20 protein-coding genes and 1 tRNA gene are annotated in these 24,750 nt (G+C 39.5%); 10 read left to right on the top strand and 11 right to left on the bottom strand.

Going from position 1 to position 24,750, the window contains the following annotated elements; translation table 11 throughout:
- Window positions 1-37: 37 nt before the first annotated feature.
- The 3 genes from B4N43_RS06380 to B4N43_RS06370 all read right to left on the bottom strand — a co-directional run bounded on the left by B4N43_RS06380 (window position 38) and on the right by B4N43_RS06370 (window position 6,499).
- Window positions 38-1,693, bottom strand: coding sequence for a RagB/SusD family nutrient uptake outer membrane protein (locus tag B4N43_RS06380; RefSeq protein WP_248933449.1), 1,656 nt, complete (start codon window positions 1,691-1,693; stop codon window positions 38-40).
- 17 nt (window positions 1,694-1,710) lie between these two features.
- Entirely contained in the window at window positions 1,711-5,139 is a 3,429-nt protein-coding gene (locus B4N43_RS06375) for a SusC/RagA family TonB-linked outer membrane protein (RefSeq protein ID WP_286733604.1), read from the bottom strand.
- A 184-nt stretch (window positions 5,140-5,323) separates the two neighbouring features.
- A complete protein-coding gene (locus tag B4N43_RS06370) occupies window positions 5,324-6,499 on the bottom strand; it encodes a FecR family protein (RefSeq protein WP_088161083.1) in 1,176 nt (391 codons plus the stop codon).
- Window positions 6,500-6,872: 373 nt separating this feature from the next.
- Between B4N43_RS06370 and B4N43_RS06365 the strand changes: the two genes are divergently transcribed.
- Window positions 6,873-7,298, top strand: coding sequence for a hypothetical protein (locus B4N43_RS06365; protein ID WP_286733603.1), 426 nt, complete (start codon window positions 6,873-6,875; stop codon window positions 7,296-7,298).
- Here the strand turns inward: B4N43_RS06365 and B4N43_RS06360 are convergent.
- The 4 genes from B4N43_RS06360 to B4N43_RS06345 form a co-directional block, all read right to left on the bottom strand.
- Complete coding sequence (locus B4N43_RS06360; protein ID WP_286733602.1) at window positions 7,279-8,151, bottom strand: EamA family transporter; 873 nt, start codon at window positions 8,149-8,151, stop codon at window positions 7,279-7,281. The two genes, B4N43_RS06365 and B4N43_RS06360, sit on opposite strands and share 20 nt — an antisense overlap.
- Complete coding sequence (locus B4N43_RS06355; RefSeq protein WP_286733600.1) at window positions 8,138-8,956, bottom strand: alpha/beta hydrolase; 819 nt, start codon at window positions 8,954-8,956, stop codon at window positions 8,138-8,140. The genes B4N43_RS06360 and B4N43_RS06355 overlap by 14 nt, the downstream gene beginning before the upstream one ends.
- Before the next feature lie 74 nt (window positions 8,957-9,030).
- The gene (locus tag B4N43_RS06350; protein ID WP_183043953.1) at window positions 9,031-9,606 is read right to left on the bottom strand and encodes a Crp/Fnr family transcriptional regulator; all 576 of its coding nucleotides are present in this window, start codon (window positions 9,604-9,606) and stop codon (window positions 9,031-9,033) included.
- A gap of 112 nt (window positions 9,607-9,718) precedes the next feature.
- Window positions 9,719-10,495, bottom strand: coding sequence for a hypothetical protein (locus B4N43_RS06345; protein ID WP_286733596.1), 777 nt, complete (start codon window positions 10,493-10,495; stop codon window positions 9,719-9,721).
- Between the two features lie 224 nt (window positions 10,496-10,719).
- Here B4N43_RS06345 and B4N43_RS06340 point away from each other — a divergent pair, with 224 nt between their 5' ends.
- The 7 genes from B4N43_RS06340 (at window position 10,720) to B4N43_RS06310 (ending at window position 18,021) form a co-directional block, all read left to right on the top strand.
- Window positions 10,720-11,469, top strand: coding sequence for a hypothetical protein (locus B4N43_RS06340; RefSeq protein WP_286733593.1), 750 nt, complete (start codon window positions 10,720-10,722; stop codon window positions 11,467-11,469).
- 716 nt (window positions 11,470-12,185) lie between these two features.
- Window positions 12,186-14,546 carry an outer membrane beta-barrel family protein gene (locus tag B4N43_RS06335; protein WP_286733591.1) on the top strand — a complete coding sequence of 787 codons (2,361 nt, stop codon included), beginning with the start codon at window positions 12,186-12,188 and terminating at the stop codon, window positions 14,544-14,546.
- A 241-nt stretch (window positions 14,547-14,787) separates the two neighbouring features.
- The gene (locus tag B4N43_RS06330; RefSeq protein WP_286733589.1) at window positions 14,788-15,039 is read left to right on the top strand and encodes a hypothetical protein; all 252 of its coding nucleotides are present in this window, start codon (window positions 14,788-14,790) and stop codon (window positions 15,037-15,039) included.
- A gap of 285 nt (window positions 15,040-15,324) precedes the next feature.
- Complete coding sequence (locus tag B4N43_RS06325) at window positions 15,325-16,005, top strand: hypothetical protein (protein WP_286733588.1); 681 nt, start codon at window positions 15,325-15,327, stop codon at window positions 16,003-16,005.
- 843 nt (window positions 16,006-16,848) lie between these two features.
- Window positions 16,849-17,688: a class I SAM-dependent methyltransferase gene (locus B4N43_RS06320; RefSeq protein ID WP_286733586.1), complete on the top strand. Its 840-nt coding sequence runs from the start codon at window positions 16,849-16,851 to the stop codon at window positions 17,686-17,688.
- Complete coding sequence (locus B4N43_RS06315; protein WP_088161094.1) at window positions 17,678-17,890, top strand: hypothetical protein; 213 nt, start codon at window positions 17,678-17,680, stop codon at window positions 17,888-17,890. Before B4N43_RS06320 ends, B4N43_RS06315 begins: the two co-directional genes overlap by 11 nt.
- Window positions 17,890-18,021 carry a hypothetical protein gene (locus tag B4N43_RS06310; RefSeq protein ID WP_286733584.1) on the top strand — a complete coding sequence of 44 codons (132 nt, stop codon included), beginning with the start codon at window positions 17,890-17,892 and terminating at the stop codon, window positions 18,019-18,021. Before B4N43_RS06315 ends, B4N43_RS06310 begins: the two co-directional genes overlap by 1 nt.
- A 92-nt stretch (window positions 18,022-18,113) precedes the next feature.
- On the opposite strand, the gene B4N43_RS06305 is transcribed toward B4N43_RS06310, so the two are convergent.
- The 4 genes from B4N43_RS06305 to B4N43_RS06290 all read right to left on the bottom strand — a co-directional run bounded on the left by B4N43_RS06305 (window position 18,114) and on the right by B4N43_RS06290 (window position 21,904).
- Window positions 18,114-18,186 (bottom strand) — tRNA-Lys (locus B4N43_RS06305).
- Between the two features lie 141 nt (window positions 18,187-18,327).
- Window positions 18,328-18,606 (bottom strand): lipopolysaccharide assembly protein LapA domain-containing protein, encoded by a 279-nt coding sequence (locus tag B4N43_RS06300; protein ID WP_286733581.1) that lies wholly within the window; start codon window positions 18,604-18,606, stop codon window positions 18,328-18,330.
- A 55-nt stretch (window positions 18,607-18,661) separates the two neighbouring features.
- On the bottom strand, window positions 18,662-21,412 hold the full coding sequence (locus tag B4N43_RS06295) for a heavy metal translocating P-type ATPase (RefSeq protein WP_286733579.1): 2,751 nt from the start codon (window positions 21,410-21,412) through the stop codon (window positions 18,662-18,664).
- 258 nt (window positions 21,413-21,670) lie between these two features.
- Window positions 21,671-21,904 carry a hypothetical protein gene (locus B4N43_RS06290; RefSeq protein WP_120334661.1) on the bottom strand — a complete coding sequence of 78 codons (234 nt, stop codon included), beginning with the start codon at window positions 21,902-21,904 and terminating at the stop codon, window positions 21,671-21,673.
- A 269-nt stretch (window positions 21,905-22,173) separates the two neighbouring features.
- On the opposite strand from B4N43_RS06290, the gene fbp reads away from it, so the two are divergent.
- Together fbp and B4N43_RS06280 are read left to right on the top strand one after the other, a co-directional pair.
- Window positions 22,174-23,184 (top strand): class 1 fructose-bisphosphatase, encoded by a 1,011-nt coding sequence (fbp, locus tag B4N43_RS06285; RefSeq protein WP_145327440.1) that lies wholly within the window; start codon window positions 22,174-22,176, stop codon window positions 23,182-23,184.
- 114 nt (window positions 23,185-23,298) lie between these two features.
- The gene (locus tag B4N43_RS06280; protein ID WP_286733578.1) at window positions 23,299-24,747 is read left to right on the top strand and encodes a L,D-transpeptidase family protein; all 1,449 of its coding nucleotides are present in this window, start codon (window positions 23,299-23,301) and stop codon (window positions 24,745-24,747) included.
- Window positions 24,748-24,750 lie beyond the last annotated feature (3 nt).

Below are 24,750 nucleotides of genomic sequence, written 5' to 3'. Positions count from 1 at the left end.
AAAGGGTATCGTTTGACAATTGACGATACCCAAGATACTATTTTAAATTTGGATTGATATTAACTTCATTTTGCGGAATCGGCCAATGTTCATCTTGGCCAGCCCGGAAGGATTTGCTGGTCACATACCATCGGCTATAAGGGTCTTTACTTCCACCGGATTTTATTCGAAGATTTTTCGCATTTGGAAATGGGGCGCCATAAAAGTCACCTTTCAGTACATCCTTTGCGATACCCCAACGTAGTAAATCCCAATAACGAAGTCCTTCCAATGCGAGTTCCACACGTCTTTCGTTGCGTAACGTCGTGCGCAAGGAAGTACTACTTTGGACGTTAATGGCTGGCATATTAACGCTGCTTCTTTTTCTGACAGCGTTGATGGTTTTGTCGAGTAAGTCGCTGGTAATAGGATCTCCATTTTCGAGTTTGGCTTCAAGGTAACTCAGGAGAACTTCGGCGTAGCGTACAATAGGAACGTCGGCTCCAGAGTTTTGTAAGTTTCCACTAAACCCTTCGTCGTTGAACTTGCGTAATCCGTAGCCCGTACGAGTGGCCTGTTTTGTTGTGGTCAATTGGTCGATAGATAGGGTGGAGTCGGGGTGAGATGTATATTTAAGGTTTTTGAAACGATCACCATTCGTTATCACGGTGAAGGCTAAACGCGGATCCCGGTTTTTGCTGATGTCTTGCGGATTATAGCGCGCATCATCATACGAAAATGCCGTTCCATCGGTGAAACCATAGCTTTCTACAAGACTACCGAGCGGACAGTGAAGATGCCAGCCGCCTGCGATTGCCGGAAAATTGTGCTGAAACATACCGTTTCCGGCAAGATCAACCAAGTACTGCGTGGCAAAAATAATCTCTTTACTCGTTTCGTTGGTTCCATTAAATAAGCCTGAATAGTTAGGATCTATGTTATTTTCATTGGCATTGATGATCTGCTCATAGCTTTTGATAGCGTCGGCGTAAGATTTTTCTGCCAGTTGGATGCGTCCAAGGAAAGCGAGGGCTGCTTGTTTGCTTGCGCGGCCCCTTTCTGCGGTAGTCAATTTGCCATAACTAGGTAAGTCGTTTGCCGCTTCCTGCAATTCACGCGCGACAAATGTAACCAATTCCTGTTTTTTTGCTTTGGAAACCTGATTCGCTTCACTGGGCGTTAAAGTTTTGGTAACTAAAGGGGCATCACCCCAGTATTGGGACAGGTAGAAATATTGGCAAGCACGAATAAACCGGGCTTCTGCTTTAAATCGTGCGAGTAGATCTGCTGAAATAGGAGTTTTATCTATATTTTCAAGAAAATAATTTACACGGGCGATTTTCTTGTAGGTATACATCCAATAATTGTCTAAGTTGCTATTATTGCTCGTTAAGGTGCCATCGGATAGTTTGTTGAAAACCGAATTATCACCACGTCTATCGTAGGCATTGTCCGAAGCAAACTCCAGGTAAAGCAGACCGTTATAGGACCACCAATCTGTGGGGCTGAATTCGGCTAGGGAGTTCATTTGTATTTCCGCTTTGTATAATCCTGTCAGCGCTGCTCGAGCATTCGTTTCGTTTGTCCAAAAGGTTTCGTTGGCAAATTTATCCAGTGGATTGGTTTCCAGTTGTTTTTTGCAACTGGTACTTAGGCTTGATGCAAAAAGAATGCATAAGGCCAATTTTATAGGTTTATATGAGATATGTATCATGGTTTTTTATCGATTGGTTAAAAACTAAGGTTAACCCCAAATGTAAAATTGCGCATAATAGGGTAGTAGGCTCCGCTTGAATTGATTTCGGGATCCCATCCTTTTCTATAGTTGCTTTTCGTGAATAGGTTTTCGGCATTTGCGTAAACCCTTAGACCCGACAATTTCCATTTGTTAAGGATGTGCTTAGGAATGGTATAACCCAATTGGATGTTCTTGAGCCGCAGGTAGCTTGCGTCCAGTAACCAGTAGTCCGATAGCAGGGTATTTGGTGTGCCGGTATTCGGCAATTGTTCAATTCTTGGATATATGGCATTTCGATCGGGATTGGCTGCAGTCCATCTGCCATCAGCTTGCCAGCGTTGGATATTGCCGTTTTGTGTCAGCGCAAATCCAGCATAATTGTCCAATAAGCCTTTAACACCGCTTACACCTTGGAGAAGTATTCCTATGTCAAACCCTTTGTAGTTCATTCCGATATTTATCCCGTAGGTGTATTTGGGGATGCGTGATCCAATCACAGTTCGGTCGTACGTAGCGTCTACTTTTCCATCAGGTACACCGTCGGGGCCACTGATGTCCTTGTATCGGATATCACCCGGTTGAGGTTTGGGGTTGATGCTGGTTTGATTGGCATAGCTTGCAATATCGGCTGCATCAATAAACAAGCCATCGGCCTGGTAGCCGTAGTAGGCTTGAATCGGGTAACCGATAAACAGGGTGGAACCATTTCCCACTAAGCCATTCGGTTGATTGATATTGCCGACACCCAAATCGACGACCCTATTTTTGACCGTAGAGAAGTTCAGATTTACGTTGTAAGAAAAATCATTTAATTTTTTTTGATGCCCTAGTGTAAATTCCCATCCTGTATTTCGAAGTTTTCCAGAATTTTGTACACCTACTTCAAAACCCAAAATTTTGGAAACACTAGAACCTGGGCTCACCAAAATATCGTAAGTATATCGGTTGTAATAGGTACTGCTGAATGTCAGTAAATTTTTAAATAAAGCCACTTCCACGCCCGCATCTGCCGTTCGGGTCGATTCCCAGCGTAGCATAGGGTCAACAATTGTTGTTCGGGCGACCCCTGGAGAAATAGTGTTTCCAAAGGGGTAATTGTAACCCGGATTTAACACATCCTGGTATGGGTAGTTAGAGACAACGCGCTGTTGGACATTATTGACAATATTTTGGTTACCGAGAACTCCATAAGATCCTTTGATTTTCAATTCGTCTATCCAGCTATAGTGGTCCTTTATAAACGATTCTTCACTCAGTAGCCAACCTACTGCAATTGAAGGAAAAGTGGCATACTTTTTATCGGTTGGAAAACGGGAAGATCCATCGTATCGAACAACACCTTCGACCAGGTATTTCTTGGCATAGTTATATTGTATGCGTGCAAATAACGATTCCAATGCCCACTCAGTAGCTGTACCAGTATTTTGTTGTCCATCTGGTGAACCTACATTTAACTCGGTAAGATCATTGCTGGGAAAATTCTGGCGGTAAGCGCTTAAACCTTCGCTGTAGCCTTTCTCGAAAGAATAACCGCCCAATATTTTCAGGGAATGTTCCCCGATCGTTTTATTATAGTCTGCTAAGGCCTGAAACGTTTTATATGTTTCATAAGGAGCAGTTTGATTGAGGCTAGAAGGTCCGAGCGTAATGGAATTGTTGATCCGTTGTGATGCTCTAAAAAGTTTTGTGCGGCCATTCGTCTGCGTATAGCCCCCAATAGCGGACAAGGTCAGATCTGAAATCGGTTTCCAGTCGAGTCTTGCGTTTCCGGAGATATTAGACATTTTTTCTTTGTAGAAAGATTCGCTCTCGAGGAAAGATACCGGTGTCCCCTTCAGGTTATTCCCTGCGCCCCAGTCGCCGTTGCTCAGGCGGATCGGGTATATGGCGGGATAGCGAATCACCTGAGAAATGATATCCGTCATGCTGGAGAAGTCAAGCGTTGCCGGTGCTGCGGGTTCGTCTGTTTCGGTCTGAATTGCTGCTACCCGCGTCGTTAATTTGAGCTTGTCATTGAGGTTTGATATGAGATTGAGGCGGACATTGTATTTGTCAAAATTGTTTTTGATGACAATACCTTTTTGATTGAGAAAGCCAGCAGATAAGGTGTATTGTATTTTATCTGTGGTATTGGATATATTTAAGTTGTGGCCTGTTTGCGCCGCTTGGGACTTGAATGAACTGGTTAAGTAATTACTATTTGGGTAGTTGTCCGGATCCGAGCCATCTTTAAATTTTTGGATCTCCTCTGCGGTGTAGCCTCCGCCGCCACTTGTGGTTTCATTGAGCAAGGAAGCGTACTCCCAAGAGTTGACAAATTCGGGGAACGCTGTTGGTTTCTGGATACCGTAATAGCCATTGTAATTGACCGTTAATTTTCCACCTGTTGCCCCGGTTTTTGTTGTAACCAGAATAACGCCGTTGGCGGCTCTAGCTCCATATATCGCAGCGGAGGAAGCGTCTTTCAGTACCGAGATAGATGCAACATCATTTGGATCGATATCATTGAAGGAATTGGTGGGGATACCGTCAACTAAAATAAGTGCGTCGGTACTTGCACCGAACGAACCCACACCACGGATCTGTATGGTGTTGTTTGCTGCTCCAGGCTGACCAGATCGCTGAATGACTGTTACTCCCGGCATTTGACCTGTGAGGGCCTGAGCAAGTTGTGGGACAGTACGTTTTGCCAACTGCTTTCCGTCCACCTGCGAAACCGAACCGATTAATTCTTTCTTTTTTGTCGTACCGTAGCCGACGACGACGACTTCTTCCAAAGCATCGACCTGTTGGCTAAGTTCAATATTCAGGTAAAGCTGGTTGGATAATGGGATTTCTTTGGTTTGGTAGCCGATCATTTTAATCACGAGTACGGCATTATTATTTGCTTCGATCTGAAAGTTACCACTTTCATCTGTCGTGGTTGCCCTTGTCGAACCTTTTATTATAATCGTCGCGCCCTGAAGCATTGTTCCTTTGCTATCGTGAACATTTCCTTTGAATGTGCGGGTTTGTTGTACTAACGTGTAGTTATTTGGAAGCTCATAAGTCGGATAATTTGTTTTTAACTTCGTTACGACAAGCATATTGTCCTGAAAACTCCAATCGACAGGTTGGTCTTTTAAGAGAACCTGTATGGCTTTTTCTAAAGGCATATTACGAACCTGCGCCTCAATTTTAATGTCGGCAAGTTCTTTACCATTCAACAGAAAGGGGACGCCACTCTGTTTTTGGATGGTACGTAATACCTGCACCAAAGACATTTTTTTGGCGTTAATAGTAATTGATTGTGCGTAGCTAGCTGCAGACAGCTTAACAACACATGCAAGGGTAAAAAAGGCACTAAGCTTCATTTTGGTCTTCCATTGCTTGGGTATGTTCACAGCAATTCGATTTCTATGAACAAGAAAATTAAAATTCATAAATTTGTTGAATTAGGGATATAATCTATTATTAAACTGATTGGGTAAATCGGTCAAAAATGGAGATCGCTATTATGGCCGATTAATGTTCGTAGCATTGGTCGGCTTTTTTAGTATCTCGTTTGGTCTCGTTAGGTTGGTTTTCTCATAATTGTTGTTTTTGGGTTATTTCATGGATAATTGGTTAGTTTGAAACAAAGAGTTTACGAACTCCATTTTCTTGGATCAAGTCAAATTTAATATGGCTACGCTCCAGGATCTTTAGGACTGCCGCGAGACTTTTCGTGCGTTTAATTTCGCCATATAAAAGTGTTTCTTTTATCGGTTGCGTGTAGATGATTTGCAGGTCATACCATTGGCCGATCAGTTGTAGAGCAGTATGGAGGTCCGTTTCATTAAAATAGAATTTATTGTCGAGCCATGCGATGTAATTAGCGGGATCGACCACTTTTTTAGATAGTTGACCCGAAGCTAAGAGCGCTTGCTGATTGGGCTTGAGCTGTAACGTTTGCCCTTGCGCCGATAGATTGATACTCCCCTCTATAAGCGTTGTACTACTTTGGGATTTTGAATAGGTATTTACGTTGAATTCAGTGCCCGTGACTTCAATTTGTTGCCCGTTGGAAAGAACATGGAAGGGTACCTTTTTATTTTTTGCAATTTTAAAATAGGCTTCACCGTCCACTTCAACAACACGTTTGTTTTTTGCAAAACGAAGCGGGTATTTAAGTGTTGTTTTTGCATTGAGCGTAATCTCCGATCCATCTTCCAGTTGGAGTTGCAGCATTGTGCCAGCAGGGGTGTTGACGGTGGCCATCAGATCTCCTTTTAAAGATGCGTTTTGAAGGATAGTACCGTCTTCGTAGGTTAAATTTTCTCCTGAAACCAAGGCTCCTTTCTGACTCGATACCTGGAGCACTTTGCCGTTCGAAAGCCGTATTTCTGCCTGGTTGCTCTGTGCTTCTACGTCATTTAAGACGATTCGATTACTGACCGGTGCAACTTGTTTTCTAACCATGAAATACATCAAACCTCCTAAGATTATGCTTATTAAAGCTGCTGCGTAGGGAAGCAGGTGTTTTATATTTCTGATAGGAGATGGTTTAACGGCAGAGGTCCGAATAGTTTCTAGGGTCTTTGCTTTTAACCTTTCGTTCCAATCCATTGTATCTGAAGCCTGAAGCTCGCTCCATTGATTCAAGTCGTTTATCAAATCATGGTTATCCAGAAGGTCTTCAAAAAAAACACGATGTTCTGCTGATTCATCCAACCATAACTTTAAATCGGTCTTTTCATCGGACGTTAAGTTGTCGCCGATATACTTTATGATTAGTTGTTTGATATCATCAGTCAATCTCATGGTATATAATTTTAGATAGATACGTAACAGGGAGGATAAACCTTAGTAAAAAAAGTAAAAAAATAATTAGGTGCAGCACGTCGACAAATATTAAGCTCCAACCGACCAATATCGTCAATACCACGTCCAATATTGCTTTGGCATTTATCTTAACGGATTAATTCGCATCTTTAAAGAAGATTATTGTTTTTACTTAAAGCTTGATGGTTAAAGGGATTTATCAGCTGTAACTTGTAAAAGGTCGGCGTTGAAATCAGTTTTGGGATTGCTGCTCTCCGCAGGAACTGGTCGAAATGTATTAAATGGAATAGGAGGGAACGAGGAGTTCAGGCCTATTCGCCGCTTTGTTTATTTATTTTAAAATAGTGTGCTGATGAAAAGAAAGCTAAGTTTTATTTTCCTGCGAATTATAGGGTTTAGTATATTGACGACCTTTGTCCTTACAGCCATACTTCAGGCAAATAATGAGGCTGCAAAAAGAGCACGTTGCTACATGCCCTTTTTTACAGAATTGTTGCTTTCATTCGTGGCACTCTGTATTGCGATTGGTACGATATCTATTTTTCTAAATCTAAATAAGCAATTCAGAAACAGTAGGCCTGCACGGGCACTATCCTTTGTTTTATTGCCAGCTGCTATTAGCCTATTGTTTTCGTCCTTTCTGATCCAAGCTGGCGGAGCATCCAATATATTTGAAATGCTCCACATGGCTGCAACCTTAGTTCCGGTATGGGGGTTGATCTTATGGCAATATAATAGATTTAATCATTGGCTGACTACTATGGCTTACCAACATTAATTATAATGACAGCCATTAAAATCAGGAGTATGCCAAACCATTGGAATCCCGATACAACTTCCTGTAGAACCAACATGGCAGATAAGGTTGAAACAGGGATCTCCAGACTTGAAATAATATTTCCCATCGCTATTCCGGTTTTTGGGATTCCTTTTGTAAATAGTAAGGGTGGAAGAATAGTTCCAAAAATGGCAATCAGTAATCCCCAGGGTAATGCATTAGGTTGCATATACCGAATAATATCAATGTTCCAAAATGCTACGATGAGCAGCAGTCCGCCTAAGACCAAGAATTGGCTACGTATCGGACTCGGCAGCTCTTTTTCCACTGTGCTTGAAGCATAAATTGCCAACGCATAACTTATTCCCGCTCCGAAACCCAGTATTATTCCTCTGTAATCAAGGTTATTATTGTTTTGGAAGAGATTGGTTGCTAAGGTCGTTCCGAGCAAAACAATAATAACTCCTGTTATCTTGCCTTTTGACGGAAACTTTTTCAACAGCACTGCTTCTGCAACCAAACTTATCCAAATGGATTGCATCAGTAAAATAATTCCAGCGGATACGGGGATATATTGGATGGAGAGATAGTAAAGTGTTGTTGTTAAACCAAGGGAAATGCCCCAGACCATCAGTTTAATTTTTGATGAAAATTTGATGGCGTTATGTTCTTCTGCATTACGCTTTGACAACAGATTAAAGGACAACAAAAAGAGAAAACCAAACATAAACTGCAGAAAGGTCAACAAACTTGTATGTATCCCTAAATGGTTTGCATATTTCACAATTGTTGCGAGCAGTCCATAACTACATGCGCCTGCAGCAACATAGAGCGTCGATTTATAGTCCTTCATGTTGAAAGTAGTTTTGAAATAAAGCCAATTGTTGTGATAGTGATTTGCTCCAATAAGCAGTATCGTGTCCTCCTTTTGATTCGATGTAAAGATGCTCGATATTTTTGTCGGTCAGATGCTTGTGGAATGTACGGTTCATTTCCAGCATTTGCAGGTCTTCAGTTCCACAATCGAGGATATAGCGTTGTTTATTGTGCTTCATTTTATCTTCGTTGCTGTAGATGCGGTCTACATCGTTCAGATTTTTATAGTCGCCCAATACCTTGTCTACCTGATATTGCTGGTAGGCCTGTCCGAAGCGGTCGAAATCAAGAGCACCGCATGAACTTCCGACGATCGAAAATGTCTGTGGATAGGCTATGCCGATGTGCAATGCTCCGTAGCCACCCATGCTCCAGCCCAGTATTCCGCGCGCATTTCGGTTTTGTTGTGTTGGGTAGTGATGATCGATGTAACTTACTAGCTCATTTCCGATAAAAGTGGTGTACTGTGCATGTGGATCGATGGGACTATCTACGTACCAAGAATTGAAATTTCCATCTGGTAGTACATAGATCGTCTGAAATGTTTTTGCTTTTTGGATTAAGTCCGGAATGTCTTCTTGCACGGTACGGGTGGGGTTGCCGCTATAACCATGGAGAATATAAACTGTTTTATAATTGATCCCGTCTTGCATGTCGGGCGTAATTATAATGGTTTCAATGTTTTTGTCCATTTTGGCACTATGGATTTTTGTCTTAACGACTTTTTGTGCCGCCAGTGGTAGGCTAAGGGCAGAAAATAGGAGTGTGTATACTGTTTTCATAGCTTAAAATTTTGTCTTTATAAGGCAAAATTCAACAGTATAATCTTTAAAAACGTGTACACATGTTGATGGAATTATTCTTTTAATTCCTTACGGATGCGACTTAATTGCGTGGGAGTTACACCAAGATAGGAGGCGATATGATGCTGCTTGAGGCGTTTGAAAAGCACCTGATTCTTATGAAGTTCAAGATAACGTTCCTTTGCAGATTCCCACTTAAGCTCGATTTCAAGTGGTTCTTTTTTGACCACCCAATTTTTTTCAAGGTAGGCTATCTGAAAGAGCGCCAAATCATGCTTTGTGCGGACAAGCTCACGGAAAGCCTTGGCTGAATATTGAATTAGCTCCACATCTTCAAGTGCAATGATGTTGAAGGTGCTCGGTTTTTCTTCAATGATGGCGGCGGTGGAAGCGCAAAAGCTATTTTCTTCAAAAAACATTTTGTAGATAATATTGCCATCAGCGTTTGATTTATAATAACCTAATAATCCTTTGCATATAAAATAATAGTACTTAGCATATTCGCCAGCACGTAGAATATGTTCATTTTTTTTGAACTGCTTCACCTGAAAGATAGTTTTCAAAATTTCTGTCGTAGCTGGGCTAAGCGCAGCATAAGTATTCATTTCGAAAAGGAGTTTTTCTATCATCAGTAGGTAGCTGTTTTGTAAATGACCGATCTATCTATTTAACAAAGTTAGTGAAATGATCGCTTCAATTGTACTTTACCGGATTGTAACTTGGAAACTAAAGATTTTTACACTAGTCTTTGATGTAGTACTCGGTTCCATTCAGACCGACATATATTTCCTTGTCGAGGTCACCACGATAGCCAATAAACAGCGGATACTGCTGTTCACGTAATGGATTATTATAAAGCTCCTCAATATTCGCATACTTTGCTTTTACAATGATTTGATTGGTCTCACTATTTTTTATTCCTTTTAGTAAAGTGTTCTCACTGGTAAAATCTACGTAAGGTATTTCTTTTCTTTTGGGGCGGAAAATCAATTTAACTCCTTCCTTAATCAACGCCTTATTTTTTATGCGAAATTCCTGAATGGATTGCTCTTCCGGAAATATTTGTTTTCCGCTCTGGTTGTCTTTGATATGTTGAAAGAGTGTGTTTTGATCTATGCTGTCGCTATAATAAACAGTTGAATTTTTGTACAGATAAATTGTTGTTTCACCTGTTTTAAAATCGGCGGCATTGTATTTATATACTCGTGTTCCCTTTTTATCGATACGGTAGCGTTCGCCATTGAATAGTACCCAAGCATAGTCTTCTGTTCCATATTTAATGATCTCGGGATTATTTACATGGAAAAGTTGGAAATTGTAATCAGCTTCGAATAGTTCTGCTTTTTCAAAAAGTGCCTTTATTTTAACGTTTAGTGATTTGTCACAGTAGCCAAATAAGCTGTTCTGCATGAATGTCGGAATTAAATCAGGATACACCAAATCCGTTAAAGCTAATTTATCTTGGGCATGAGTAGGTATACTTAAGAAGGTTAAAAGTAGTAAAACAAAATTTTTCATCCGTTGTGCTATTTAATGTGCATAACAAAACTATCAAATTAGATCTGTTAAAAAATCAATGAAAATAGTGATTTTTAATCGGGGGAATAGATTTAGAAATTGAATTACTTATATTCGGGTATTACCGGTTATTTCCCCCGAAACTATTCATAAATTGATAAGGACAAAAACAATTAGGAGATAATCCTTAAGACAATGCTAATTTAACGTTAATTGCAAAAAGAATGAAACAAAGCACACTTTTTTTAATACTCATCTTTTTTTCAATTGTTGTTCACGGACAACAATTTGACAGTACCTATGGGAAGCCATTGATTGTGCTCACAGAGACAAACCCTTGGGCAATGGTTATGGGTTCTGACATTCCTTCATTTGCACTTTATGAAAATGGACAAATCATTTATAATAAAATTGAAAATAAGCAGTTGAAAATCTATGAAGTAACACTGGGGAAATCCGAATTAGAATATGTAATTAAGTCATTAGACATTACAGACAGTATTTACAAATTACCAGAATACATTGAAGTAAGCTCTTGGACGGATCAGCCATCAAATGAGTTAATTTTGAACATTGACTCAATTAAAATGATTCGTGTATATGGCAATATTGGAACAAAGGGTGAGGACCGAAAAGCGACACCTAAACAATTCTTGACTGTTTACGACAACATCAAAAAATATAAGAGTAAGTCTGCAAAAGAATGGTTGCCAAACAAAATTGAAGTAATATTTTGGGATTATGCATATGCGCCTAATAAGCGACCTTGGCTTGCTGGGTTTCCTGATTTAAATTCTACTACAACAGTTAAACGAGGTGACGATGAAAATATAATGTATAGCGTTTATATTGACAAAAAAGATTTTGAGGAGTTCAAAAAATACTATCTATCCATGGAGGAAAAGCAAGCAGTGGAAATCAATGGAAAAATGATGGCGATTGATTACCGATTACCATTTCCAAATTTAGAGTAAACCCGGCCGACTCTTCTTTCGAATCCTAATAGCTTTTCTTTGATCCCGTTGGGATCAGGATTAATTTCCTATAAGCGCCATCATGGCTTATTTTCGCCACCTTCATCAGGTTGGTCACCGAATGGGACCTGTAATTTTGTACCGGTAAGCATTTATGGGTATTAGGCTTTTTAAATATTAGGAATTTGACTGTGGTATATAGAGAGATAGGGCAATTGCGTGATTGTCAAGCTGATATTGTGTATCCATGTTTCCATATAAAGAAAAAAATTATTCAGACTGGGATGTCTTGAAAAGTACAATAGAGTAGCTCCTTGCTTATTTTGAATTTACTTTTGCCGATTACCCCATCAGGCTTCCGTGAACATTATACCCGTTATATTGTCAGGAGTAATGCCATACGAACGATGAACCCTACTATAAGGCTGCAAGAGGTTGGTATCATGGGTTTATGCGCTGATATCTGGTGTTTATGCTGTACCCAATTCTTTCCCGAAAATTAAGTATGATGGCTGAACCAAGTACTTCCAAACAGAATATGGGCTATTAATCAGTTTAGGTATCTCTTGAATAGATCTTTAGGATTACTTTCTATTAAAGTAATTTTTAATTTCACTTGATAATCATAAGGAATATTCCTTACTTAGGGGGCGCTTACTTTTTTGTTTTAATTAATAGCATCACTAACCATTTAGAGAGATATAGCGAAAGAGCAAATGAATTTCAGCCCCATAATTTTAGTATCAATACCATCACTATTTTTTTTTAGTAACAATCAAGCTTTCAGTCAGATAATCAAAGGACAAACTGTCGATCATGCGAACAACAGGCTGCCTTATTCGACCGTTACTATCTTTTCTGTTTCAAAAGAGAAGCTGAAAATCATAAATTCAGACTCTACTGGCAGCTTTGCGTTTGGCATGTTGCCTTCCTATAAATTTATAGCGGCTTCTTACATGGGCAATGTCTCCGATACACTCACTGTGCAGGATAAGGGCCTGCATATTTTAAAAGTTGATAACTATACCTCGATCGATACTGTCAATATTGATAAAGATCAGCATAGAGTTGAGCACCTGGCCGATAGATTTGTATTTACCCCGAGCAGACGATTTATTAAAGGAAGCTCTGCGCTCGATGCAGTCAAAAATGCCCCCTTAATAGATTTTAACCAAAAGGACGAATCCTTTAGCATTATAGGAAAAGAAGGAACCACAATTTATATTAATAACAGGAAAACAGACCTGCCAAAAGAAATGATCCTCGCTGAACTCAGATCCAACCCGGCGGAAAATTTGGAGAGTATCGAGATCATTACCAATCCTGGAAGTGAGTATAGTGCCAATACATCAGGCGGAATCATTAATATCAATCTGAAGCGCATGTCTTTCGAAGGGCTTTTCGGTATGGCCAATCTAAGTACCGAGCAAGGACCTGACAATACAACTGTTTTTAATGGAGCATTAAACTATCGCAGACGGAATTTCGCGCTGCGAATTTCGCCTTTTCTCAATCGAAGTTATAATAGAAGGGATACTGAATATGAGATTGGCAGTGCTCCTGATCAATCAACCAGTACAATCGAATATCACCGGAAATATATGGTGATAGGCGGCGGCGTCGGCACAGATTATGATCTTTCAAAACGAACGCTTCTAAGCTTTAATGGATTCGTTTCAACTGTTAACGGGGATGCGAACAGTAATTCCAGGACGATCTTTTCCTCTTCGGATAGGAATACGGAAAACGAGATCAGATCTGATGACAAATACTTTTATAATTTTGGGAATGTCTTTATTCAGCACAAGTTCGACAATCCGGGGAATCGGATTTTAGTATTCAATATCGACTATAATCAATTTGAGAAAAAGAACAAAGACCAAATCAGTACTGTAGGCATTGGCATGGAGCCACAAGTATCGAATAACCGTATACCCCAGGACTTCTTTAATATTTCGGAGAAGTTGGATTATATCCACAAGCTCGGCAAGCAAAACCGCCTTTCTTTGGGAGCCATGCACAGCTATTCCAAGCTTAACAGCAATCCCTTTTATCAGGTATACGGGAGCGGACAAGGTTCTGTGAATTTAGCATACGATTACAAAGAAACTTATCTCGCCGCTTATGGTACGTTGAATACAAATATTGGAAAGCGGTTCAATATGAATCTAGGCATTAGAGCTGAGAATACCCAGTACCGTACACGGGAAAAATTGAGTTTCGAGACGCTGGACACAACTTATTTAAAGCTCTTCCCATCTGTTTCGGCGGTTTATACCATAAATAAAAATAATGTGCTCTCTGGTGCAGCTTCAAGGAAGATACAAAGGCCCTCTATGGAAATGCTGTTTCCCGGAAGGATCTATCAGAATGAAAACTATTACACCGAAAATGATCCGTTCCTGTTTCCTTCCCTGCGTAATAATGTTGAACTGATGTACTCGAATAAAGCAAGACATATTTTTTCCCTGGGGTATAACAAAGCTACTGATGCTTTTGCCAAATTTATAGTGCAGATACCGGAGGAAGATAAAATCCTCCAGAGAAGCACCTATATCAATTATGGTTCCTATGAAAGGTGGTATGCTACGGCCTCTACCAGAAACAGTGCCTTTAAAAAGAAACTCGATATCGTACTCTCTGCTACCTTTAACCTTTACGATTATGAGGCAAAGGTGGCGGGTAACAATAATGATATACGCAATTTTAATTTCAACTCCATCCTGAATCTGAATTATGATTGCGGAAAGTACATGTTTGTTTATTCTACACTGAAGTTTGTCAGCAATTCAAAAACTATTTCGCAAGAAAATTTCAGAAATCTTACACTTTTTGATCTTGGAGCTAGAAAGTCGTTTGGGAATTTATCGGTATCTATTTACCTGAGCGATATTTTAAATACAAGTAATGTTCAAACAACTTCTTACTTAAATACCTTGTCTTATAATAGATATAGGTTTAATTATTATACTAGATCGGCTTCTCTGAGCCTCAAATATCAGTTTGGGAATACAAAAACAAAGCAGGTGTTAAATAAGTCTAGCGCAAATGAGGAAATGAGAGGTAGAATTAATTAAAAAATATTTTAATATATTTATTTTCTCTGTATATTAGTTTTGTCAGTAAAAAACATATAAATAATGTATTTTTAAATAGTGTGGAAGTTCTAATAGGACAATTCTGAAAGATATCAATTTCACTGTCACATGAAATAAAACCACGGCTATCGTCGGTACGAGCGATAAAGCCAGCATTATAAAGCGCCTGTTATAATACTATTCTGCAAATGACGGGAGAATACTTGTGGGAAAAAAAAACTTGACAGAACTTAGCCCGGATAGCTGGAGACAGCAATGCGGTGGAGTCCTTCAGGACGGCCATATATTTTCAGGTACCATTAAGTTTAATATTACCCTTCTTGATGAAAAGGATATTAACCTAGCGAAGTTGCAGGAATCAATAAGGATAGCTTGTTTCGAGGAATTTGTTGATGATCTTCCAATGGGCTTAAATACAAAAATCGGGAACGTGGGCTTGCAGATCAGTCGAGGGCAAAACAACGTATACTGATAGCGCGTGCAATTTATAAAGATCCCCAATATCTGTTCTTTGATGAGGCAACAAGTTCTCTGGATGCTAATACAGAGAAAGCAATACTCTACAATCTCAACGAATTTTTCAAGAACAGGACGGTAGTAGTTATAGCACACAGGTTAAGTACGGTAAAAAACGCAGATCAGATAATTGTACTGGAATCAGGGAAAATTATCGAAAACGGCAATCATAATGATTCGGTCCATTCGAAAGGACAGTACTATTCATTAGTAAAAAATCAATTGGAATTAAGTAATTAATATGAAAAATATACTTTTAATAGGATTTACAATGTTATTTAATAACATTTATTCACAAACTCTTGATATGGAAAAATTTCAGGTAAGTGGCCTTGTTGTGAGCGCACAGGATCATAAACCCTTGAAAGGTGTAGATATATTTATCGAGAACAAAAAGATAGGGATAACAGATGATAAAGGTTATTTTAGCGACGAAGTTATAGCTTCCTCAAACGATAAACCTGTAGTGATTGTTTTTAAAAAAAGTGGTTTTAAGGATTTTAAACAATCAGAAAGAGTCCATCCTTCCCTTTTGAAGAAAGGATTTAATTTTATTATTGGTCTGTGTGGTTCTAGTGACACGAGCCCCTTTAGTGATACAAGAATGGGTGCTTTGTCTTATGCTAAAACGAAGGATAGGCTTCCTGAGGTGATGAAGAAAGACCTTTTTAATAAGGATCTAAATGCATTGAGGATGGAAAAAGGTAAAGTGCTTTTTGAATATAAAGGTCAGCCATATCTCCTCAGTGAAAGTAGCTGGATCAAACTTGAATCACTTGATAATATAGTTGTTATTGATGGACGGGAAAAAGGCAAAGCAAGGGATATAAATCATATGATCCAGAGAGATCAGATCAAAGGCATGACTCCTGACGCTGAAAAAAAGTCCGTAATTAACATTACTACTTTTAAGAACCTTTAAATACAGAGTTGAAGCTTTGATATTTACTACGCTGTGTTAACATTCTCCCTATAACAGATGATATAGTGCCATTTCCGCGACTATGGTATCTACTGTTATGCTATTTTAAGTAATAAAGCTGATTTGTTATACACATATTAGTATACTTTAAGCAATCCCGCTGATATTGGCTCAGTCCCTCATTTCCCAAGCACAGCCCTGAGCCTCCATTGGATTGAACCCGGCCGACCCTTCTTTCGAATCCTAATAGCCTTAAAACAAGAAAAGCTAATTTTTCGATTAGCTTTTTTCAGTGAACCAATAGGTACGAAACTCGATTTTTTTTGGAATATTTATGATCATTGAACCAATTTAAAAGACTGTCTATATGAGCACAAGTTGGATATAAAGAAACCAAAACCTATAAGGAGATATCGCACATATTATCCTTTGCCGATGAAAACGGCAACGACAATATGAAGCCGGTCGTTGAAGTCAATTACAGGCAAGTCATGGCGCTATGCATATTGTAGAAAGCGAGATGGAATGGATTAATAATGACCCCGATTTACAGCATTTGATACAGCAGGAGTGAATTAGTGCCAATTCCCCGTTAAAAATTAATCCAAATTTTCTATCTTTGTGGTCTGTTATACTATATCTAACATATTATCTGGTCTTACTCGAAAGACAACTCTAAAAACAGAGTGATTAATGCATTGAAATCTTTTGGTCTTTAATGCACAGATAATCCTATCGACTTATTTCTTAATCTTAAACAAAACAAACGATTATCAAATCGATTGCATTATCACTTTTGCGGTGTATTCAACATTTCAAAATGTGGTGAAACGATGACTAAAAATGAATAGTAAACAGTTAATAAGTAGAGATATCGAGCTATTTTACAATAGAGCATCCGAAGAAACTCGACTTGACAAAGGAATGGGCGTATTTGAATTTGAAAGAATTAAATCACTCGTAGAAAAATATATACCAACTTCATCTTCAAAAATAATAGACATTGGTGGTGGTACGGGAAAGTATTCGGAATGGCTTGCTAAAAAAGGACATCAAGTTCATTTAGTAGAGCCAGTTGCAAAACATATACAAATAGCCCAAAACAGAGCGAATAGATTAAAGAACAGTTTTTCTGTACATTTAGGAGAAGCTCGAAAATTGGAATTTCCAGATAATTATGCAGACCTAATAATACTGCACGGCCCTCTTTATCATCTTCAAAAAAAGGAGGATAGAGATTTAGCCATTTGCGAAGCTAAACGTATTTTAAAGAGTGATGGGATTATTTTGGGTTTTGCCATCAATTATACGGCATCAACGCTGGTTGGTCTTTTAAACGGCTTAATTCACAAAAAGCCATTTTTTGACATGTGCAAAGAAGAATTAATAAGGGGGATGCACAATCCGCCCGATGATTTTCCTTGGCTTTTAGCAGAAGCATTTTATCATAAGCCACAACAGCTAAAAGATGAATTTATAAATCAAGGCTTAATCTATCTAAATACTTATGCGGTTGAGGGTATGGTATGGTTGGATAAAGAATACTTTGCCAATATGCTGAATAACAAAAAACGAAGAACATTAATGGAACTTATTCAAGTTACTGAAAATGACAGCTATCTTTTACCCTTTAGTCCACACATGATGATAGCTGTGCAAAAAAAATATAGTTATGGAAAATAAAGAAAAATATTACAGAGCATTAATAGAAAATGACGGTCAACTCAATGAAATTGACCTCGGGGAAAAAATAGGACTTAATGAAGATGAAACAAACGAAATAATTGTACAGCTTCTATCTGAACATAAAATTGAATATGCAGAAAATAGAGCGTGTAATTACAGTCTAATGAAAGGGGTAAGAAAGAAAAATAACAGCAGGTAATGATAGCTAAATTTTACAACGAAACATTGTCTAAACTGGAAACGGCAATCAATGAATTGGAAATTGAAACTGATTGTTCCGTACAACGGATGGAGGCTGTTATACACTTTATCCTTGAAGCACATCCCTGAGCCTCCATTGGATCGAATCCGGCCGACCCTTCTTTCGAATCCTAATAGTCTTAAAACAAGAAAAGCTAATCTTTCGATTAGCTTTTCTTTTGTGATCCCGCTGGGATTCGAACCCAGGACCCATACATTAAAAGTGTATTGCTCTACCAGCTGAGCTACGGAATCTTACTTCTTTGTTTTTGAACTACCGTTCCTTGTTTGAAGTGATGCAAAGATAGGGTTAATCCCTATTCCACGCAAGTATTTGTGCGATAAAAATGCGCTACAGCTGTTTAGGGCTTCATTTTTAGTGATTTATTTTTTTGTTTAGGATAGAAATTCCCGGTCTTCATCCGATAATTGGGACTTTCTGTCGCTGTTTTCTTCTTCCGATTCGTCTATTTCTTCCTCTTCATACGCCCGCTGTTTCTTTTTTTCGATTTTCAATAGGGATACAAATACAATTCCTGCAATAAAAAAGACCAATAATAGCTTCCATAGTGCCACTTGTGATTCCCCGAGAAAATTGAGCTGCACCGATTGCGGATTTTTGACACACACAACTGTGATGATAACCGTTATCAAGATTAAAAAGATATTACGCATGTTACTGTAAACTATATGTCGTTATTCTAACAGCGAATATAGGGAATATCTGTTTTTAATCAATATCGATCTTTGCACGATTTAAGCGTAAAGAATTCAAGATAACCGAAACGGAGCTGAAACTCATTGCAGCGGCAGCAATCATCGGGGACAGGAGAATTCCGAAAGAAGGATATAGAAGTCCGGCAGCCAATGGAATCCCGAGTATATTATAGACGAAAGCAAAACCCAGGTTCTCCTTAATATTACGGAGTAGTTTTTGACTCAGTACCTTTGCTTTGGATATTCCGATAAGGTCTCCTTTCAGCAAAGTGAGTGAAGCGCTTTGTATGGCAACATCGGTCCCTGTGCCCATGGCAATGCCGATATCGGCTTGAGCAAGGGCAGGGGCATCATTGATACCATCACCAGCCATAGCCACCACATGTCCTTTTTGCTGTAACGCATGAATTTCCTGCAATTTATCTTTGGGCAAGGCATTGGCTTTGAAATGCTTGATGCCAACTTGATCCGCCACAGCCCTTGCCGTATGGATATTATCTCCCGTCAGCATAACGACATCGACTTTATGCTGTATAAGATATTGGATTGCACGCTTCGAAGAGGCTTTTATTTGATCTGAAATACTAAAATACCCCAATAAGCTACTGTCTTTTGCAAGGAAGGATACCGTCTTTCCATGGGATTGAGCAGTTTCGGCCATCTGCTTCATATCATGAGGAATTGTTATGCCGATAGACTCCATCAACAATTGATTGCCCAGTGTTATGCTATGTCCAGCTATATTTCCCTTGATTCCTTGCCCGGCAACATTTTCAAAATCGGAAACTGCAAGGTCCGTTTTACTATTTTCCTTTTTTGCCCTTTCAATAATAGCATGACCTAATGGATGTGTGCTATTGGCGTTTAAAGCGGCAGCCAAAGATAATATCTCGTCTTTGCTGCTGGAAGAGTTTGGCTGAATATCATCAACGGTGGGTTTTCCTTCGGTGATGGTACCTGTTTTGTCTGTTAGAACCACATCTACATGGTTCATTTTTTCCAGCGCACTTGCATCTTTGATCAGGATCCCATGTTTGGCCCCTTTGCCGACACCCACCATGACAGACATCGGTGTAGCGAGTCCCAAGGCACAGGGGCAGGCGACAATAAGTACGGCAAGTGCATTGGCAAAGCCGAATGCTAAGGAAGCGGAAGGAACCCAAAGCCACCAGGTAAGAAATGTCAAAATTGCAATAATGATGACAATCGGGACAAATATCTCGGATACTTTATCCGTTAATCGTTGAATGGGTGCCTTGCTTCTGCTCGCATCATTGACGAGTTGAATGATCTGAGCCAGTAGTGTGTCCGAACCGATACGCTCTGCTTTCATGAGGAAACTGCGGTCGCCATTGATTGTTCCCGAACTAACATGATCTCCTTCTTGTTTTTCTACCGGAATAGGTTCACCCGTCAGCATGGATTCATCAATGTTACTGTTGCCATCCGTAATCTGCCCGTCAACGGGGATTTTGTCCCCGGGTTTTACTTTGAGTATATCTCCGAGTTGAATTTGATCTATGCCGATCTTTTTATCTATTCCATTTTCTACGCGCGTAGCTTCGGAAGGGCTCAGCTTGATCAGCTCTTTGATTGCCGAATTGGTTTTGGAATGTGCTTTGGCCTCCATCACCTGGCCTAATAATACCAAAGTCAATATGACGGTAACGGATTCGAAGTAAAGTGCAATGTAGCCATGGTGATTTTTTAATTCAGCAGGGAATACCTGCGGAAAAAATAGGCCAACCAAACTATAGACAAACGCAGCTCCAGCACCAAGTGCAATCAGGCTAAACATATTAAGGCGCCAGGTTTTGAAAGATACCCAGCCCCGTTGAAAAAAAGACCAGCAGGTATAAAAAACAACTGGCAGGGATAAAGCCAGCTGAACCCAACCAGACCAACTCGGCGAAATGATTTTACCTATTGGATTACCGGGAAGCATTTCACCCATGGAAAGTATAAAGATCGGGACCGTAAATAGGATAGAGACCCATAATTTCATGCGTAGATCACGATAGGTGTGATCGTCGGCCTCATCATTCCCATTGGCTATAGGCACAAGGTCCATACCGCATATAGGGCAATTTCCAGGATGATCTTGTACAATCTCAGGATGCATAGGACAGGTATATTGAAGATCTGTCTTTAACATGGGTACCTTTTCCAGATTCATGCCGCATACCGGACAGTTTCCGGGTTCATTATAGCGTTTGTCTCCCTCACAATGCATCGGACAATAGTATTGATCAGCAGACGTATGACCATGTGCTTTGTCAGGTGTAGATATTGTCTGTGATTGATGTACCGTGGCATTTGACTGAGCGGAATGATTGTGTTGCTGTTCGTGTTGGATATGCAAGGTCGCTGCATGCGCAGTATGCAGCTTATTTTTAATTGCTGTTTCTGCATCGAGCTTCACCAAATGCATACCACAAATCGGACAATTTCCTGGCTGGCTGTACGTTTTTTCACCTTCGCAATGCATGGGGCAGCCATATCTCTCCGAAGCTTGTGCTACAATGTGTTGATCGGACTGTACATCACCCTGATGCTTATGTATTTCGCTGAGTTGATAAGGACCTAATTTTGATATTATTTCCTGTAATTGCTGTAACGGAATATGTTTCTGGGATGTTACTGTCATGCTTGGCGGGTTTAAAGTTACCTCGGCATGAACCCCAGGAAGCTCATTCAATGCATGTTCGATTGTGGTTCTACATCCATCACAGGACATTCCCGAAAGTGTATAGTGGTGTTGCATAGCGTTGTCTTTGTTGCCTAAAGTTAAACGTTATATCGAGGTGATTTTTACACTTTTACCGGGTTTTCTTGTAAAATTTCCCGTTGATAATATGTGCTTCCGGTTTGCTCTCATTTTTTTAGGTCGAACCAGCGTTATAGTCTTCCGGAAACGGGATATGGTGTAAAAAAAACAGCGAAATTACGCTATGTTAAACACAACCGAGCTATGTTTTGTTTGCTCTGGGGATAGGTATGGGATAGGGGAATTTCCCTTTTATTAAGCCAGTAGCATTACTTGGGGATGTTTGATCAATGTATTGATGGTTACTTGTTCTTTCAGAACTGCTTCGTGAAAAGGCGCCGGGATCATCAATTTAAATGTTTTTTTTGTGGTTTTGATTACAAATAAGGCACCGTGAACGACCTGTTTATCATCTATGATCAAGGTGTACTGTTTTGCCGGCTGATTGCCTAATTTTTCCTTTTCGATGAGTTGTATAAGTTGTTGCATTGTATCAGAATATTTAGCCAAAATTACCAAATACTTAGCATTTATTGTTTTTTTTCTAATCGTTGCTATTTGAAATTTATCCAGTGCATTCAACCTTTTATTATTTTTTTAATAGCTAATAATCGTTTTAGCAAAGAAGAGATTTCAAAACATAGCGCAATCGATTGCGTATTTAGTCTGCTAAAATGCTAAATATGAGAAGGATGTATTTGCTAAAGTTTGTTTAACTTTTTTAGCTTTGTGCAACAAATATCCAATAAAACAACATTATGAGTGGTATAACTACACTAGGTCAATTTATCATTGAAAAACAGGCCGATTTTCCGTATGCTAAAGGGGAGCTTTCCAGACTACTGCGCGATATTGGAATCGCAGCAAAAATTGTAAATAGAGAGGTTAATAAAGCGGGATTGGTTGATATTTTAGGCGATGCAGGCCAGGTCAATGTGCAGGGCGAGGGACAAAAGAAACTGGATGTTTATGCCGATGAGCAGTTTATCAAAGCGCTTCAAAGTGGGGGAGAATGCTGTGTAGTTGCCTCAGAGGAACATGAAAATCCAGTATATATCCAATCAGGGGTTTCCAAAAATGCGAAATATATTGTGTGTATTGACCCACTGGATGGCTCAAGCAATATCGATGTTAACGTATCTGTGGGGACGATTTTTTCCATTTATCGACGAATTTCTGATACGGGTGTTTCTTGTAATAGCAATGATATTTTACAGCATGGAACGAAACAGGTCGCTGCAGGTTATATAATCTATGGTAGTTCAACCATGTTGGTGTACACAACTGGAAAGGGCGTAAACGGATTCACATTGGATCCTTCGATCGGCGAGTTTTGTTTATCCCATCCTGATATGAAAATTCCGGCTTCGGGTCAAATTTATTCGATTAACGAAGGAAATTATTCTAAATTTCCAAACGGCGTTAAGCAATATATCAAATATTGCCAAATGGAGGACAGTGCAACGCAACGCCCCTATGCGTCACGGTATATCGGCTCAATGGTGGCCGATATTCACCGTAATCTCCTCAAAGGGGGTATCTTTCTTTATCCAACGACTTCTGCGCACCCTAATGGTAAGCTAAGATTGATGTATGAGTGCAATCCAATTGCCTTCATCATTGAGCAGGCAGGGGGTAAAGCTTCGAATGGATCTCAGCGCATACTAGATATTGAGCCAAAAACTTTGCACCAGCGATCAGCAGCTTTTTTGGGCAATACCGATATGGTGGAATTGCTGGAAGATTTCCTGAAAAAATACAGTGATTGATTCTGTAGTGATTCAATGACAGGTAAGATTCTTTAGACAATAAGAATTATTTATCTTTGTCCTCAGAAAATGGCTTCATTATTGCGAAGCCATTTCTTTTTCACGATTTGTAATATGTTACGATTTTTAGTTTTTATTTCATTTGTTTCAGTAGTATTTTTTTCTTGTAAGGATAATCCTCCGACTTATGGCGATGTATTGGCGAAAGAGCTTGAAAATAAGTCCTATAAGGATTTTGACACAGTAGCGTATGTAAAAGTCTTCCATGAAGTATATGGCAAGGAAAAATCTCAATTGGTTAATCCAAGCTGGATGAAGGAATTATCGGATTCTACTGAAGGGATGACTTTAATTGCCGAACACCTTTTTGATGGTAGTATAGACACCATGTTAACTTACTTTGAGCGTAGTGATGCACATGGTATTCGAGCTAGTTATTTCCATACAACTGCGATTAAGGAAACATTATCTTCGCTTCGAAAACTGAAAAGCAAAGATGTTGCTGAAGTTTATCCATTATTGGCCAAACTTGACTTATTGAGTACTGATGGGCTCGTGGCTTATATCAGCAGCATAAAATATGGTGTGGTCAACCCCAAACGCCTTTATGGAAGATATTTCGTTCCTCAAAAGCGTATGAGCTATGGTAAAGTTGTACAAATGCTGGATAGTGTAAAAATTGGAACTGTGTTGACCGATATCCAACCTAAAAATCAGTATTACACCAGGTTTCAGGATTTATTGGAAAATGGCAACCTAAACAGTGCACAACGTAGCCAGGTGTTAATGGTATTGGAAAAATTGCGCTGGATGGGAGATGCTTTTCCGGAGAAATATGTATTTGTGAACATACCTGAACAACGGTTACATATTATGGAAGAAGGGAAGACAAGTCAACTGATGAATGTGTGTGTAGGTGAAACTGATAATCCGGCTTATACGCGAAAAGGTGAGAACCACGAGACACCTGTCATGCAAGGGGTGTTGGATGCCATGCAAGTAAATCCTGTATGGAATATTCCAAGCAGTATTGTCAAGAAAGAGTTATTGTCAAGCGTTCGAAATAATCCAAACTATCTGGCCTCGCGTAATATGGTAGCCTATTACAAAGGTAAACAAGTGGACCCTGCAACGGTCAACTGGAATTCGGATTCTGTGGAGAATTTTCGTTTTAAACAAAATCCTGGTTCGGATAATTCATTGGGGAATGTGAAGTTTTTGTTTGAGAACCCCTATTCCATTTATCTGCATGATACGCCTGCAAAACAAATGTTTGGGCAGAGCAATCGCGCCGTGAGCCATGGTTGTGTGCGTGTTGAAAAACCCGTTGATTTGGCGTCATACCTTGTCAATAATGAAAAACAGGCCGAAAAAATTGCAAAAGAAATTACCACAGATTCGATCTCAAAATCACGTTGGGTAACACTTAAACGGCAGATGCCAGTTTATATCACCTACTATACAACCTGGTTGGATGACGAAGGGAAAATTGTTACGTATCCGGATATATATGGTTATGATCCGCGTTTGAAGGAAGCGTTAAAGAAATATTGGACAAATTAATCA

This window comes from Sphingobacterium sp. UBA1897 (assembly GCF_002337775.1).
In the GTDB taxonomy this organism is placed as follows: domain Bacteria; phylum Bacteroidota; class Bacteroidia; order Sphingobacteriales; family Sphingobacteriaceae; genus Sphingobacterium; species Sphingobacterium siyangense.
The sequence above is the reverse complement of the archived record's forward strand: the minus strand, read 5'-3'. Positions and strand labels throughout refer to the sequence as shown.